At 65.1% G+C, this 13,732-nt stretch carries 13 protein-coding genes; 5 read left to right on the top strand and 8 right to left on the bottom strand.

The window, feature by feature from the left end:
- Positions 1–127: 127 nt before the first annotated feature.
- The 4 genes from ychF to ACS7SF_RS06885 form a co-directional block, all read right to left on the bottom strand.
- On the bottom strand, positions 128–1,222 hold the full coding sequence (ychF, locus tag ACS7SF_RS06900) for a redox-regulated ATPase YchF (protein WP_439892282.1): 1,095 nt from the start codon (positions 1,220–1,222) through the stop codon (positions 128–130).
- A 93-nt stretch (positions 1,223–1,315) separates the two neighbouring features.
- Positions 1,316–2,149: a DMT family transporter gene (locus ACS7SF_RS06895; RefSeq protein ID WP_439892718.1), complete on the bottom strand. Its 834-nt coding sequence runs from the start codon at positions 2,147–2,149 to the stop codon at positions 1,316–1,318.
- Positions 2,150–2,216: 67 nt separating this feature from the next.
- On the bottom strand, positions 2,217–3,032 hold the full coding sequence (locus ACS7SF_RS06890) for a DUF2182 domain-containing protein (RefSeq protein ID WP_426395220.1): 816 nt from the start codon (positions 3,030–3,032) through the stop codon (positions 2,217–2,219).
- Positions 3,033–3,044: 12 nt separating this feature from the next.
- Entirely contained in the window at positions 3,045–3,647 is a 603-nt protein-coding gene (locus tag ACS7SF_RS06885) for a DUF1326 domain-containing protein (RefSeq protein ID WP_439892281.1), read from the bottom strand.
- Positions 3,648–4,058: 411 nt separating this feature from the next.
- Between ACS7SF_RS06885 and ACS7SF_RS06880 the strand changes: the two genes are divergently transcribed.
- Complete coding sequence (locus ACS7SF_RS06880; RefSeq protein WP_439892280.1) at positions 4,059–4,436, top strand: flagellar protein FliT; 378 nt, start codon at positions 4,059–4,061, stop codon at positions 4,434–4,436.
- Positions 4,437–4,470: 34 nt separating this feature from the next.
- Here ACS7SF_RS06880 and ACS7SF_RS06875 read toward each other — a convergent pair whose 3' ends face one another.
- The 3 genes from ACS7SF_RS06875 to ACS7SF_RS06865 are packed head-to-tail and all read right to left on the bottom strand — an operon-like array spanning position 4,471 to position 5,722.
- A complete protein-coding gene (locus ACS7SF_RS06875; protein WP_439892279.1) occupies positions 4,471–4,941 on the bottom strand; it encodes a lytic transglycosylase domain-containing protein in 471 nt (156 codons plus the stop codon).
- A gap of 27 nt (positions 4,942–4,968) precedes the next feature.
- Complete coding sequence (locus ACS7SF_RS06870) at positions 4,969–5,307, bottom strand: hypothetical protein (protein WP_439892278.1); 339 nt, start codon at positions 5,305–5,307, stop codon at positions 4,969–4,971.
- Between the two features lie 10 nt (positions 5,308–5,317).
- Positions 5,318–5,722, bottom strand: a complete 405-nt coding sequence (locus ACS7SF_RS06865) for a hypothetical protein (RefSeq protein ID WP_439892277.1) — start codon at positions 5,720–5,722, stop codon at positions 5,318–5,320.
- Positions 5,723–6,088: 366 nt separating this feature from the next.
- Here ACS7SF_RS06865 and ACS7SF_RS06860 point away from each other — a divergent pair, with 366 nt between their 5' ends.
- The 4 genes from ACS7SF_RS06860 to ACS7SF_RS06845 all read left to right on the top strand — a co-directional run bounded on the left by ACS7SF_RS06860 (position 6,089) and on the right by ACS7SF_RS06845 (position 12,396).
- On the top strand, positions 6,089–7,372 hold the full coding sequence (locus tag ACS7SF_RS06860) for a UbiH/UbiF family hydroxylase (RefSeq protein ID WP_439892276.1): 1,284 nt from the start codon (positions 6,089–6,091) through the stop codon (positions 7,370–7,372).
- A 48-nt stretch (positions 7,373–7,420) separates the two neighbouring features.
- Positions 7,421–8,167, top strand: coding sequence for a DsbC family protein (locus ACS7SF_RS06855; protein WP_439892275.1), 747 nt, complete (start codon positions 7,421–7,423; stop codon positions 8,165–8,167).
- Between the two features lie 134 nt (positions 8,168–8,301).
- On the top strand, positions 8,302–10,158 hold the full coding sequence (locus tag ACS7SF_RS06850) for a M61 family metallopeptidase (RefSeq protein WP_439892717.1): 1,857 nt from the start codon (positions 8,302–8,304) through the stop codon (positions 10,156–10,158).
- 18 nt (positions 10,159–10,176) lie between these two features.
- On the top strand, positions 10,177–12,396 hold the full coding sequence (locus tag ACS7SF_RS06845; RefSeq protein WP_439892274.1) for an FUSC family protein: 2,220 nt from the start codon (positions 10,177–10,179) through the stop codon (positions 12,394–12,396).
- Between the two features lie 76 nt (positions 12,397–12,472).
- On the opposite strand, the gene ACS7SF_RS06840 is transcribed toward ACS7SF_RS06845, so the two are convergent.
- Positions 12,473–13,714, bottom strand: coding sequence for a nucleoside deaminase (locus ACS7SF_RS06840; RefSeq protein ID WP_439892273.1), 1,242 nt, complete (start codon positions 13,712–13,714; stop codon positions 12,473–12,475).
- Positions 13,715–13,732: the final 18 nt, after the last annotated feature.

The raw sequence follows: 13,732 nt of genomic DNA, 5'->3' as shown, positions 1-13,732 counted from the left end.
CTTTCTCTTTCTCGTCATGCCCCCGACGCATGAGCGCACGCGAGAGTTTTTGTGCAAGGTGTTATAGAGGCCGCCGCCCATGAAAAAGCCCCGCACTGCGGGGCTTTTTTTTGTTGCGCTCGCCTGATCAGACGTTGAACAGGAAGTGCAACACATCGCCATCCTTGACGATGTATTCCTTGCCTTCGGCGCGCATCTTGCCGGCTTCCTTGGCGCCTTGTTCGCCCTTGTATTGGATGAAGTCGTCGTACGAAATCGTCTGGGCGCGGATGAAGCCGCGTTCAAAGTCGGTATGGATGGCGGCCGCAGCGCGCGGGGCGGTGTCGCCGATGTGGATCGTCCAGGCGCGCACTTCCTTCACGCCGGCCGTGAAGTAGGTCTGCAGGCCCAGCAGCTTGAACGCCGCGCGAATCACGCGATTCAGGCCCGGCTCTTCCATGCCGATGTCGGCCAGGAATTCCGCCTTGTCAGCGTCATCCAGATCCGCGATTTCGGCTTCGATGGCGGCGCACACGGCCACCACCGGCGAATTCGTCTGCGCAGCGTAGTTGCGCACGGCGTCCAGATGCGGGTTGTTCTCGAAGCCGTCTTCGCGCACGTTGGCGACGTACATGGTCGGCTTGGCGGTGATCAGGCACAGCGGCTTGATCGTCGCCCATTCCTCGTCGGTCAGGTTCAGGCCGCGCACGGGCTTGGCTTCGTCCAGCACCTTCTGGGCCTTTTCCAGCACGGCGACCAGCTTGGCGGCTTCCTTGTCGTTGCCCGACTTGGCGGCCTTGGTGTAGCGCTGCAGCGCTTTTTCCACCGTAGCCAGGTCAGCGAGTGCGAGTTCGGTGTTGATGACTTCGATGTCGGCGATCGGGTCGACCTTGCCGGCCACGTGGATCACGTTTTCATCTTCGAAACAACGTACGACGTGGGTGATGGCGTCTGTTTCACGGATGTTGGCGAGGAACTGGTTGCCCAGGCCTTCACCCTTGGATGCGCCTGCCACCAAGCCTGCAATGTCGACGAACTCGACCACCGCCGGCAGCACGCGCTCGGGTTTGACGATCTCGGACAGCGCGGCCAAGCGCGCGTCCGGCACCTCCACCACGCCCACGTTGGGTTCGATCGTGCAGAACGGGTAGTTCTCGGCGGCGATGCCGGCTTTGGTCAGGGCATTGAACAGGGTCGACTTGCCGACGTTCGGCAGACCGACGATGCCGCATTGGAGGCTCATGGTAAAGGCTTTGGAATCAAGGAGTTGGCCCCGTCACGCACCATCGGGCAGGCAGGGCTGGAAACCCGTGATTGTAACCGCTCCGGGGTGCGCTTAGCCCTGGGATGCGGCCTCGGCGCGCTTGCGCTGCGTGCGGCTCGCCAGCACCAGGGCGATGCCGCCGAGGATTGCCGCCGATGCCGCCGCCAAGCGTGGCGTCAACGGCTCGCCCAGGAACAGCACCGCCCCGAACGCTGCAATGGGCGGCACCGACAACTGCACCGCCGCCGCGCGGATCGCTGTCAGCCCCTTGAGCGCCGCGTACCAGATCACGTAGCCGATGCCCGAGGTGACCGCGCCGGAGGCCAGCGCCAGCAGGATGCCGGCCGGGCTGGCATGGGCTTGGTTGTAGAGCACCACGCTCAAGGCGAGCGCCATGGGTGCGGCATGCAGGAAGTTGCCCGCTGTGGCGCCCAGCGGATTGTCGAGCCCCCGCCCGCGCAGCGAATACACGCCCCAGGCCACGCCGGCCACGGTCATTAGCGCGGCGCCCAGCGGTGTCGGCGCCGTCACGCCGGGCGACACCAGGTAGACAAGCCCACCCAGCGCCAGCGCAAAGCCCAGCCAGCCCAGCGGCTCGAACCGCTCGCCCGCAGCCAGGCCCGCGCCCAGCATGGTGAGCTGCACTGCGCCGAACAGGATCAGCGCGCCCGTGGCCGCGCTCAAGGTGAGATACGCAAACGAGAAGAATGCGACGTAGGCGAACAGCATGGCAGCGGCAAGCCAGTCCACCCGTGCCTTTGGCGCTTTGGCCGAGCCGGCCCGCACGAGGATTGCCAGCATGACTGCGCCCGATACCAGCCGGATGCTGGAAAAGCTCGCCGCATCGATGGCCGCGTGCTGCAACGCCAGTCGGCACAGCAGCGAGTTGGAGGCAAACGCCACCATCGTGATGCTGGTGAGCAGCACTGTGCGCAGGGCGAGTTGGCTGTTGGGGGGCGGGTCCAAGGTGGTTTCAGGTGATGGGTGCGCTGCCCCAAAGATGGGTAGCGGCGAGCAAGGCTGCCCCGGCCAGCAAGGCCACACCGAGCGGCGCGGACACCTGTCTCCCCCATGAAACATTCTTCTCGATGGCCATGGCGGCCGCCAGCACCAGCATCCAGCCGAGGCTGCCCGCGCCCACCACGAACATCAGCAGCATCAAGGCCCAGCAGCACCCCACGCAGAAGAGGCCGTGGCGCAAGCCCAGCATGAACGCCTGCCGCTGCGGCGCGGGGCCGTGCCAATGGCTGATGACGAAGCTCAGCGGCGAACGGCACTGGTCCAGGCATCGATACTTCAGTGCGCTGAACTGAAACGCGCCCGCCCCCGCCAGCGTGGCCGCGCCGATCAGCCAGCCATGCCAGCCCAGCAGCGGCACCCGCGCCACCCCCGCGAGCAGCACTGCGTGTAGTCCGTGCGCCAGCAGACCGAACGCGCTCCAGGCAGCCAGATAGCCCACGCCCAGCCAGGTCAGCAGACGCTGGCGATCCGGCCGCCCCGCAACCACGCGGTCAAAGGCCTGGAACAGCGGCAACGTGGTCGGCAGCATCATCGCCAGGATCATCAGCGACCAGGCCAGCGCGGAGAGCGCCGCCGGCACCACGAGCGAACCCGCCGGCACGGCCCGGCACAACCATGCCGCCGGGCCGGACGCTGTCCAGTCGCCATGATCGAGATAGCGGCCATAGGGGCTGCGCGCCCACAGCCACAACGTGAGCCAGGCCAGCGTCACCAGGCCGGCCAGCACCGGCAGGAAGACGTGTTGATGGCGGGATGCTGCGACGCGCATGGCCGCCGCCGCTCAGGCGTCGAACAAGAAGGTGCTCTGCAGCGCGTTGTGGTTCTGGATGTCGACGTTGATGCCGATATCCGCGTTCTTCGAGCGGTAGACCGGCGCCTTGCCCACGAACACCGGCGCGCCGGGCACGGTGGAGAACACCGTATCCGACAGCGTGGTCTGCTGGCCGGTCGGGCCGACGTACGGTTCAAGTTCGGCGTAGTAGTCGGCCCCGATCTTGAGCGTGCCCTTGGCGCCGACGATGTCGAACGTGATGGGCGCGCGCTCGACCGAAACCACCTTGCCGATCAGCTTGGCGAGCTCCGCAATCGGGCCGCCGGCCTGGCCCGTATAGACCTTGAGCAGCGCCTTCTCCTGCTCGTCGGTGGCACTGTCGTTGAGGAAGATCGCGGCCGTCCAGTTGCCTTCCAGGATGTTGCCGGGCACGTGCGCGACAGCGGCGATGGTGCAGCCGGACACATCGACGCCGTCGATGGTGCCGCGGTCCATGTGCCACGCGACGATGGTGTCGCAGGTGCCGAAATCCGGGTCTTCACCGATCCAGCACGGGCAGAGGACGCGGCAATTGCAGACTTCCAGCAAGCGGCCTTCCAGGTGATAGCTCATCGTTGCCTCCATGGGGTTGCAGTGGGCGAGGGCGCCACAGGGCTGTGCCCGGATGGAGGTACGGAAGATGTCAGCCGTATCGATGACAAGCGGACAGCCCACTTCTGCATGGCAGGAGCGGCGCTATGTCCTCATTCTAGAAAGCGTCTTCCGAGAGGCAAGGCAGTTGCGGCGTGTGTGCGCGAGGGCGTAACGGACGCGTTACGCGTTACGTTCCAGAAACGTAACAACTTCGTTCGCAGCGGCGGTTTTTCGGGTGGATAGCGGGGGGCTGACGGCATCGCTCCGTATTCTGCGAAGCCAAGCCGGCAAAGGCTTGGCCGCCATTTTGCGACCGAGCGAAGCGGCTGCGCATGGGCCGGGCATGCCTATTGCAGGGTTCTGGCAAACAACAAGATTCTGGAGCACAGCATGTCCTGGACCGTCGCCACCGCCGCCCGCTCGATCGATACGGTTTCCGACAACGCCGGCCTGTTCGCCTGCTACGAGGCGATCGCCAGCTTGTCGGAAGAGATGGTCGACGCCGCGGAGATGGGCGACTGGGACGGCGTGAGCGCGCTGGAACGTGAATGCGCGGCCTATATGGAGCGGCTGGGCCATGGCCAGCGTTCGGCCCTGTCGCCAGAGGAGCTGCAGCGCAAGCGCGATCTGATGATGCGCATCCTGGCCAACGACGCCCGTGTACGCGCGCTGGTCTGCCCGCGCCAGGATGCGTTGACCCGCCTGGCCAGCGGCCCGCGCCGCTCCATTGGTGCGCGCCAGGCGTACGCGACGGTTTCCTACTACTGATCCGCCAATCCGCCGGTCAGGGGCCGAACCCAGTTCAGCGGTCGGCCCGCAATTCTCCCCACGACAGCAGCACGCGCTGGATGCTGCGCGCATAGGCGTCGCGGTGCGCGGGCGTCTCGGAGTGGTAGGCGCCGATGGCCCGCCACGTGTTTCCATGACGCACCATCTTTTGCTTGAGCAGCCACGCCGCCACGAACACGTTCACGCACGCGTCGGTCAACGCGTGGCGTGGCACGCCGTAGCGCGCCAGCGTGCTGAAGTGGATCGAGTTGATCTGCGCCTGCCCGATGTCGACTGAGCCGTCGGCGTTGCGGTGCACTGCGCTGGCATTGCCCTTCGATTCAAACCACACGATCGCGCGTAGCACCGTCGGGTTCACGCCCTGGTAGCCGCCGGCCTGCTCGAAGCAATCGCCTGCCGCCGCATGCGCAGCCAGACTGCCAAGTGCCAGCATCAATGCCACGCCAAGTTGGCGCCAGTTGCGGTGGATGTGGGCGATGGGCATGGCGGTTCCGGCGGGCAAGTTGTGGGATTACTTCTGTATGGCCACTTCGAGCTGGCGCTCGATGCCGGCCAGATACGTGTGCGATGCCTCCGACACCACCATGCGCGGCACCGGCTCGGTCGCCTTGCGCCACTGGGTGGTCACGACCTTGCGTTTGCTGCCGCGTGCGTGGGCCGCAGGCGCGGCTTCGACCTCTGCGCCGCCGCCTGGCGGCAGCATCGCCAGTGTGGGCAGGGGCGGATAGACCTTGTCGGGCGCAGCGGCTGTCGCCGGCATCAATGCTTCGGGCGGCGCGGCGAATGCCGAGGCGGCCGGTACCGCCAGCAGGCCGACGGTGAGCGGGAAGAGCAGATGGGTCATACGCATGACGTTCCTCTTAATCCTGCGTGCGGATCGTCACGCTGTAGGGCTGGCTGGCGCTGACGGTCAGGTTTTCCAGGCGAACGTAGTTGGCGCGCTGCGCCGGCACGCCATTCCACAGCGCCTGGTTCAGGTAGCGGAAATCCTGCGTAAGCGCCGCCACCTGGATCGTTGCTGGGCGCTTTTGCGCGGCGGCCAGCGCGCCGGCCTTGGTCAGCACGCTCGTCAGCTGCGGGTCGTGCGCGCCCAGCGCGTCGGGCGGGATGGTGAAGCTCATCACCTCGCTGGTGGGCGCGGTGCGGGCGGCGGAGGTCGCCGGCATCTGGGTGTGCAATTGCGCGCAGCCTGTCACAGCGAGCAGCGCAACGAGCGAGAGCGGGAGAGACAGCGATGCGCCGGCGCGTTCAGAAAAGGTCCACATGACGATGGAAAAAGCGTGGATCGAACCCGCACTGTATCGGCGGGCCACCCGGGTCAAAACGTCGAATTACCCCATTTTTATCGTCCATCCCGCGCGATGACTTGAGCGCTCGCCCGAAGGTGAAAATGGCGTCACTTCGCGGGTTTGCGGCCAAGCGAAGGGGGTGGCACTTATGCGATGCGGATGGCACTTCGGCGGCCCGAATATGCGCTCAGCGCAGCAAAGGGTTCGCGTGATGCATGCATCGCGCACGAGGCCAGGTAGGGGTCAACACTAAGCGGTGAATGCGGCCGTTACGTGTCTGTCGCGACACATTTGCGCCGACACAAAGCCGCAATACCCCCCGCCGCTATAATCGGCCCCACCATGAATACACCCGCGTTTTCCTCTTCCAAGGCAGCCCCGGCCTACCACCTGGCCGTGGTGGGCGGCGGTATCGTCGGGCGTGCCTGCGCCCTGCGTCTGGCGCAGATCGGCTTGCGGGTCGCGCACATTGCGCCCCCCGCGCCGGCGTCGGCACTCGTCGGCCCGGACGCCTGGGATGCGCGCGTCTACGCGTTTTCGTCCAGCTCGCAGGCGCTGCTGGAGCAATTGCGCATCTGGCCCGCGCTCGACATGACGCGCGTACAGCCCGTGCAGGACATGCGTATCTTCGGCGACGACGCAGCCGCCCGCGGCGAGCACGCTCAGCCCGATCTGCATTTCTCCGCCTACGCCGCCGGCGCGCCACAACTGGCCTGGATCGCCGAGTCGTCGCTGGTCGAACGCGCGCTGGAAACCGCGCTGCGCTTCGCCCACACCGTGCAGACCTTCCCGCACGCCGCCACCGGCTTCGAAATGGAGGCCGACGCTGTGCGCCTCACCCTGGCCGATGGGCAGGTGATCCGCGCCGAATGCGTGGTCGGCGCCGACGGCAAGCACTCTTGGGTACGCGAGCAGGCCGGCATCCAGGCCGAGGCCAAGCCGTATCGCCAACTGGGCGTGGTCGCCAACTTCCAGGCCGAGCACTGGCATCAGGACACCGCGTGGCAGTGGTTCCTCGGCACTTCAGCCGCAGATGTGGCCGCCGCCGATGACAACACCCCGGCGCGCGGCGAAATCCTCGCCATGCTGCCGCTGCCCGACCGCCGCGTCTCGATGGTGTGGTCGGCCGATGAGGCGCACGCCCGCGAACTGCTTGCGTTGTCGCCCGATGCGCTGTGCCGTGCCGTGGAAGCTGCCGCAGGTGGCGCAATCGCCGCGCGGTTTGGGCGCCTGTCGAACATCACGCCCGCGCAGGGTTTCCCGCTTGTGCTGCAGCACGCCAGCCGAGTGGTTGCGCCGCGCGTGGCGCTGGTGGGCGATGCGGCCCATGTGATCCATCCGCTGGCCGGGCAGGGCATGAACCTGGGTCTTAGGGATGTGTCCGAAATCGGCAAGGTAATGGCGGAACGTGAAACCATGCGCGATCATGGCGATCTGAGGTTGCTGCGCCGTTACGAGCGTGCCCGCCGCGAAGACCTGCTTTCGCTCACGGCCGCCACCGATGGTCTGCACAAGCTGTTCGCCCTGCCGGGCGCGCTGCCCCGCACGGTACGCAACGCGGGCTTGGCGCTGGTGGGCATGACGCCATTCATCAAACGCTTACTCATCAAGCACGCGCTGGGCTGAGGCATTTCTCGGGCATCATCAGCGTTTTCTGGGGTTTCAGGAGTTGTTATGTCGTTTCGTATTCGGGTGGCGGCCATCGCCTCTGCGGTGGCTGTGGCAGCGATTGGTGCGGGTTATGTACTGAGCGCCGGTGCCGCCGAGCCCGCCCTGGAGAAGGTCAAGGCCAGCGTGCAGAAGGCCCTGGGCCCCAATGTCGACATCAAGGGCGTTGCTAAGTCCCCGCTGGCTGGCCTGTACGAGATCAACCTCGGCAGCCAGGTCGTCTACACCGATGCCACCGGCCGCTACGTCCTGAACGGCGACCTGCTCGACACGCAGACCGCCACCAACCTCACGCAAGAGCGCCTGGCCGAGATCAACCGCGTGAAGTGGGCCGACCTGCCGCTGGACCGCGCCGTGAAATGGGTCAAGGGCAATGGCGCACGCAAGATCGCCGTGTTCTCCGACCCGAACTGCCCGTACTGCCACAAGCTCGAGCAGATGCTGACGCAGGTCGACAACATCACCGTCTATACCTTCCTGTTCCCGATCCTGTCGGAAGACTCCAACACCAAGGCCAAGCAGATCTGGTGTTCCGCCGACCGTGCCAAGGCCTGGCGCGACTGGATGACCGCCAAGACCGCCCCGGGTGGCGCCGGCACCTGCGATACGCCGCTGGAAGCCAACCTGAAGCTCGGCCAGCAACTCAACGTGACGGGCACGCCGGCCATCATCTTTCCGGATGGTTCCCGTGCGCCGGGGCTGATCGATGCGGCCACGCTGGAGCGTAAGTTCGCCGCGATGAAGAAGTCGTAAATCAGAGGTCGTCAATCGCACACAGAAAGCGCCGGTTCATCCGGCGCTTTTTTCTTGCGGCGCTCGCTCAACCCGTCGGCTGGCGGCCCGATTTGGCTGCGGCACCGTGCGACGGCAACGCTACAATGTCCGCCATGAAGCCGATCCGCTACACCATCGCCCCCGCCGCGCCCGAGGCGCATGTGTTCACCGTCACCGTCACGGTGGATTCGCCTGACAGCCAAGGCCAGCGTTTCTCCTTGCCGGCGTGGATTCCCGGCAGCTACATGATTCGCGAGTTCGCACGCAACATCGTGCGGATCGAGGCCGCATCCGCTGACCGGCCGGTGCGCCTGACCAAGGTCGACAAGCACACGTGGTGGGCCGCCCCATGCACCGGGCCGCTGACGGTTTCATACGACGTCTATGCGTGGGATTTGTCGGTGCGCGCCGCGCATCTGGACGCCACGCACGGCTTCTTCAACGGCACGTCGGTCTTCCTGCGGGTGGACGGCGCGGAAGACCAGCGTTGCCTGGTCGACATCCAGCCGCCCGCCGGCGATGCCCACAAGGGCTGGCGTGTCGCCACCGCACTGCGCGAAGCCACGGGCCGCATCAACGGAAAGGCCGGCGCCAAGCGCTACGGCTTCGGTTGGTATGAAGCGGCCGACTACGACGAGTTGATCGATCACCCCGTCGAGATGGGTGCGTTCGAGCTGGTCTCGTTCGAGGCCTGCGGCGCGCAGCATGACGCCGTGTTCACCGGCCGTGTGCCGAACCTCGACCTAGAACGCATCGCGCGCGACTTCAAGCGCATCTGCGAAGCGCAGATCCGCCTGTTCGAGCCGCAGACGGCCACCGCGCCGTTCCTCGACAGCAACCGACGCTACGTCTTCATGACGATGGTGACGACCGACGGCTACGGCGGCCTGGAGCACCGCGCCAGCACCGCGCTGATGTGCGCGCGCGGCGATCTGCCCGTGACCGGCCGCGACGAGACCACCGAGGGCTACCGCACCTTCCTCGGCCTCGTCAGCCACGAGTATTTCCACACCTGGAACGTCAAGCGCATCAAGCCGGCCACCTTCGTGCCGTACGCGCTCGACCGCGAGGTGCACACGCCGCTGCTGTGGTTGTTCGAAGGTTTCACCAGCTACTACGACGACCTGATGCTGGTGCGCTCGGGCCTGATCTCCGAGGCGCAGTATCTGGAGATGCTCGCCAAGACGTGGAATGGCGTGCTGCGCGGCAGCGGACGCCTGAAGCAGAGCGTGGCCGAAAGCTCGTTCGACGCGTGGACCAAGTACTACCGCCAGGACGAGAACGCCCCCAACGCCATCGTCAGCTACTACACCAAGGGCTCGCTCGTGGCGCTGGCGCTGGACCTGACGATCCGCACGCAAACCGACGGCGAACGCTCACTCGATGACGTGATGCGCGCCCTGTGGGTCACCTACGGCCGCGATTTCTATGCCGCTGGTCACACGCAGCGCGGCGTGACCGAAGCCGGGCTGATCACCCTGATGGAAGAGACCACCGGTGTGCGCCTGCGCACGCTGGTGCGCCAACTGACCGAAGGGCGGGATGATCTGCCGCTGCCGGCGCTCTTCAAGGCGATGGGCGTGAGCGCCACGCGCAAGGCCGCCGAGTCGGCGCTCGCGTTGGGCGTCAAGACCGGCACCGAGAACGGTTTCGTCAAGCTGCAGCAGGTGTTCGACGGCAGCCCGGCGCAGCGCGGCGGCTTGTCTGCCGGCGACCTGATCGTCGCAGTGGACGGCTTGCGTGTACCGGCTGGCCAACTCGACAAGACGCTCACGCGCCATCGCGCCGGCGATACCGTGTCCGTGCATGTGTTCCGCCGCGACGAGCTGATGCAACTGGACGTGACGCTCGCCACCGACACCACGCCGCAGTTCACGCTGGCGCTGGCCTCGGAGCCGTCGCCGCTGCGTTCAGCGTGGTTGGGCAAGCGGGCGGCGGCGCGCAAAGTGGCGCGCGGCAAGTCGGCGTGACTCGCGTAGCCTGATCCGATGGATTACGTCCACGATCCACGCACCTTCCTGTATAGCCATTACGTCTCGCGCGGCATCCGCACCGCCACCGGCGTGATCGGCCTGACGCTGCTCGCACTGCGGGTGATGGACCTGCAGGGCGCGATGGTGGTGTCGATCGGTGCGCTGTGTACCAGCCAGATGGACTTGCCCAGTCCACCGCGGCACAAGTTCAACGAGATGCTGGCGTGCGTGCTGCTGACGACTGTCATCACCTTTATCGTGGCCGTGGTCACCCCATACACCACGATCCTGCCGGTGGTGATCGTGCTGGTCACCTTCCTGGCCGGCATGATGGTGGCCTACGGCAACAAGACGATGCCGCTGCAATTTGCAGCGTTGTTCGTCATGACGCTCACCTTTACGGAGGAATTCGCTTTCCGCGAGGCGGTTGAGCACACGCTGCAGTTCTTCCTGGGCGCCATCGGCTATATGGCGTTTGCGCTGGCGCTGGCCTGGGCGCAGCGGCGCCGCATCAAGGAGCAGGTGCTGGCCGAGTGCCTGTACGAACTGGCCGTCTACGTCGAGCGCAAGGCTGGCTTCTACGATGCCTCCAAGGATTTCGACGAGCAGTTCAACCTGCTCGTGCGCCAGCAGATTTCGGTGGCCGACAAGCAGCAGGTGGCGCGCGATTTTGTCTTCCGCGACAACCGCACCGCCAGCGACGGGCGCCTCGTGCAGATCCACATGCGGATGCTCGATATCTACGAGTACCTGCTGTCGTCCAACACCGATTACCCGCTGCTGCGCCAATACCTGGCCGACGCCGAGATCTTGCGCCTGCTGCATGGCGTGATCGAAAAGATGCGGCTGGATATCGAAGCCGTGGCCTATGCCGTCGGGCGCGATCGACCATCGCCCACGCCGATGTCGTATGAGCAGGAGATGAGCGCCATCGACACGGCGCTCGACGAGCTGCAGCACGGGCACCACGCCGTTCCTCTGGAAGCCTTTGCCGCGCTGGAGGAGTCTGTGGCCACCGTGCGCGGCGCGATCCGGCTGCTGGCGCAGCTGCATGCCGCCACGGCCACGCCGGTGGAGCTGTCGCAGGTGCTGCTGCGCCCCGACATGACGCCGTTCCTCACGCGCCAGAAGTACGAACTGCGGCTGGTGCTGGAAGAGCTGACGTGGCGCTCGCCGGTGCTGCGCTTTGCGCTGCGCATCTCGATGGCGGTCGCCGCCGGGCTCTGGATTGCCGACCACCTGCCGTATGCATCGCACGGCTACTGGGTGTTGCTGACCATCGTCGTGATCCTCAAGCCGACGTTCAGCATGACGCGCCAGCGCAATTTCGACCGGGTGCTGGGTACGCTCATCGGCTGCGTGATTGCGGCGGTGATTCTGCGCTTCATCCATTCCACGTGGATTCTGATGGGCGTTCTCTACCTGTTGACCGCGGCCAGCGCGGCGTTCGTCACGGTGCGCTATCGCTACACGGCCATCGCGGCGTGCGTGCAGGTGCTCATCCAGATCAACCTGCTGCTGCCGGGCAGTAAAGATGCCATCGGCGAGCGGCTGGTCGATACGCTGATCGGCGCGGCCATCGCCACCGCCTTCAGCTACGTGCTGCCGAGCTGGGAATACCGCAACCTGCCCAAGCTGGTGGACGACGTGCTGCGCACCAACCGGCGCTTTATCGAAGCCGCGCGCGAACTGCTGCTCGGCACGCTCAAAGATGACTTCGCCTACCGCGTGCAGCGCAAGCAGTACATGGAATCGCTGACCGGGTTGATCTCCGCCTTCGCGCGCATGCTGGACGAGCCCAAGAGCCGCCACCGCGCTGTGGATAACTTGAACCGCTTCATCGTCCAGAACTACCTGGTGGCCGCGCATGTTGCAGCGGTCCGTATTCTGGTGCGCCAGCGCGCGCAGGAACTGGACGAAGCCGACACCCGCGCCCTGGTCGAACAGACCGCCGAAGCCGCGCTGGAGAGTCTCACTCGTGCCAAGGAACGTTTCGACCAGGCCGTGCACGAAGGCGGTTGGGGCGTGCGCCCGCGTGATACGCAGGAACTCGGCGCCGCCGACTTTGCCGATCAGGCGGCGCGTTCACGCATGGTCGACGCGGCGACGGAAGCGGATTCGCTGTCCGCCATGCACCTGCTGGAGCGGCGTCTGCAGGCGCTGCGGGCGGATACGGCCAAGATTGCGCTGCGGTGTGGGGCGTTGGGGCGGGCGTTGCGGGTGGCGCGGGATTGATAGCTCGTTTGAGAATTTACGGATGCCGGGCCGGCTTGATCTGAATGCCAGCCCGGTTGTTGCCCGCAGTGGGTGACTATCGCAACAATGCGTTGGTCATGGCTTCGATCAACGCCGTGCTTTCCACCTGCCTGGGCCTGACAACAACGGATGCGCTATAGAGCGGGGGAAGCTTCTGGCAATAAGCGGTCAATGCCGTTGGCTCCATTGTCGGAATCACATATTGGAAAGGAATCGGGTTTTCGGGTGGTACCGGTCCTTCCATCGTTGATCCATAGGCGCCCAGATCAACCAGACTCTGCGAGGAATCATCCGGGCCGTTGATGAAAACAAAGACGCCATACTTTGGGTGCCCCAGATACTGCCGGGTCTTTTGTTCGCCAACGGATGGATTCTTGATCAATCGCTCGCGCAATTGTGCATACGCCCGGGTCGTCTGCATGAAGGCTGTCAGGATGGGAGAACGCGACAGGTTGCCTGGAAGGCACATCAGCAGATTTCCAAACCAATCCAGCATGGCAACAGCATTGCCGTTTCCGCCTTGCGCGATATCCAGTCGGGCCGTATCCAGTAGGTACCGTGCAAGCCCTTCGTCCGGCGTGCCGCGTGACGGTGCAACATACTTCAATGCATCCGGATAGATATCTCGGAGTGCCACCACCAGAGGATCCGTGTCTTCCAGATCGGCCGGGTCCCGCAACTCATGTTGGGGGAGATCGGTATTGATCGTCTCCTTGACACTGCCGACGGTGGCCTCGAACAGGGTCTTGCACAGTGCCACATTGTGCTGTGACACGGTCTGATCGGTGAAGAACTCTGGTAACGATGCGCCCGTTGCTGGTCGGGAAAAACACTTGTCTCCATCGACTTCGGGGTAGCTGAAGGTTGCCCTGGCCTTTGCCTGGAGTTCTGGTGATAGCGATGGGAACTCAGCCCGAAAATCGTAGTTGATGCCGGCGTAGTCATCATAGGCGCCCACCACCGCGCGGAATCCGGCAGTTAGGATCGAGCCCGTACACATACAGCACGGGTCGAGCGACGTCACGATCGTGATGTCCTCCGGTGGCGGCATTAGGGTCCCATTGGCGACCTGCTCGTAATACCAGTCCACAAGCTGGCGTTCACCGTGGGCGGTCGGGTCGTGCGTGATGCCGTCGACGACAACGGTGTTGTGCAGGGCGTGCAACTCATCGCCACGGGCATCGAGCATGTTTCCGCCAACGCTGAATGTCCCCTGGCAATACGCGCTGGTTGCCATGTCCGATGCTCGGTCCATGGCGCGATCCACATCGGTGAAAGTTCCCTTGATATCAGACATGCAGATTTTCCTTTGGGC

The sequence above is a fragment of the Ralstonia sp. 25C genome (genome assembly GCF_051904805.1).
Taxonomy (GTDB): Bacteria; Pseudomonadota; Gammaproteobacteria; order Burkholderiales; family Burkholderiaceae; genus Ralstonia.
The sequence above is the reverse complement of the archived record's forward strand: the minus strand, read 5'-3'. Positions and strand labels throughout refer to the sequence as shown.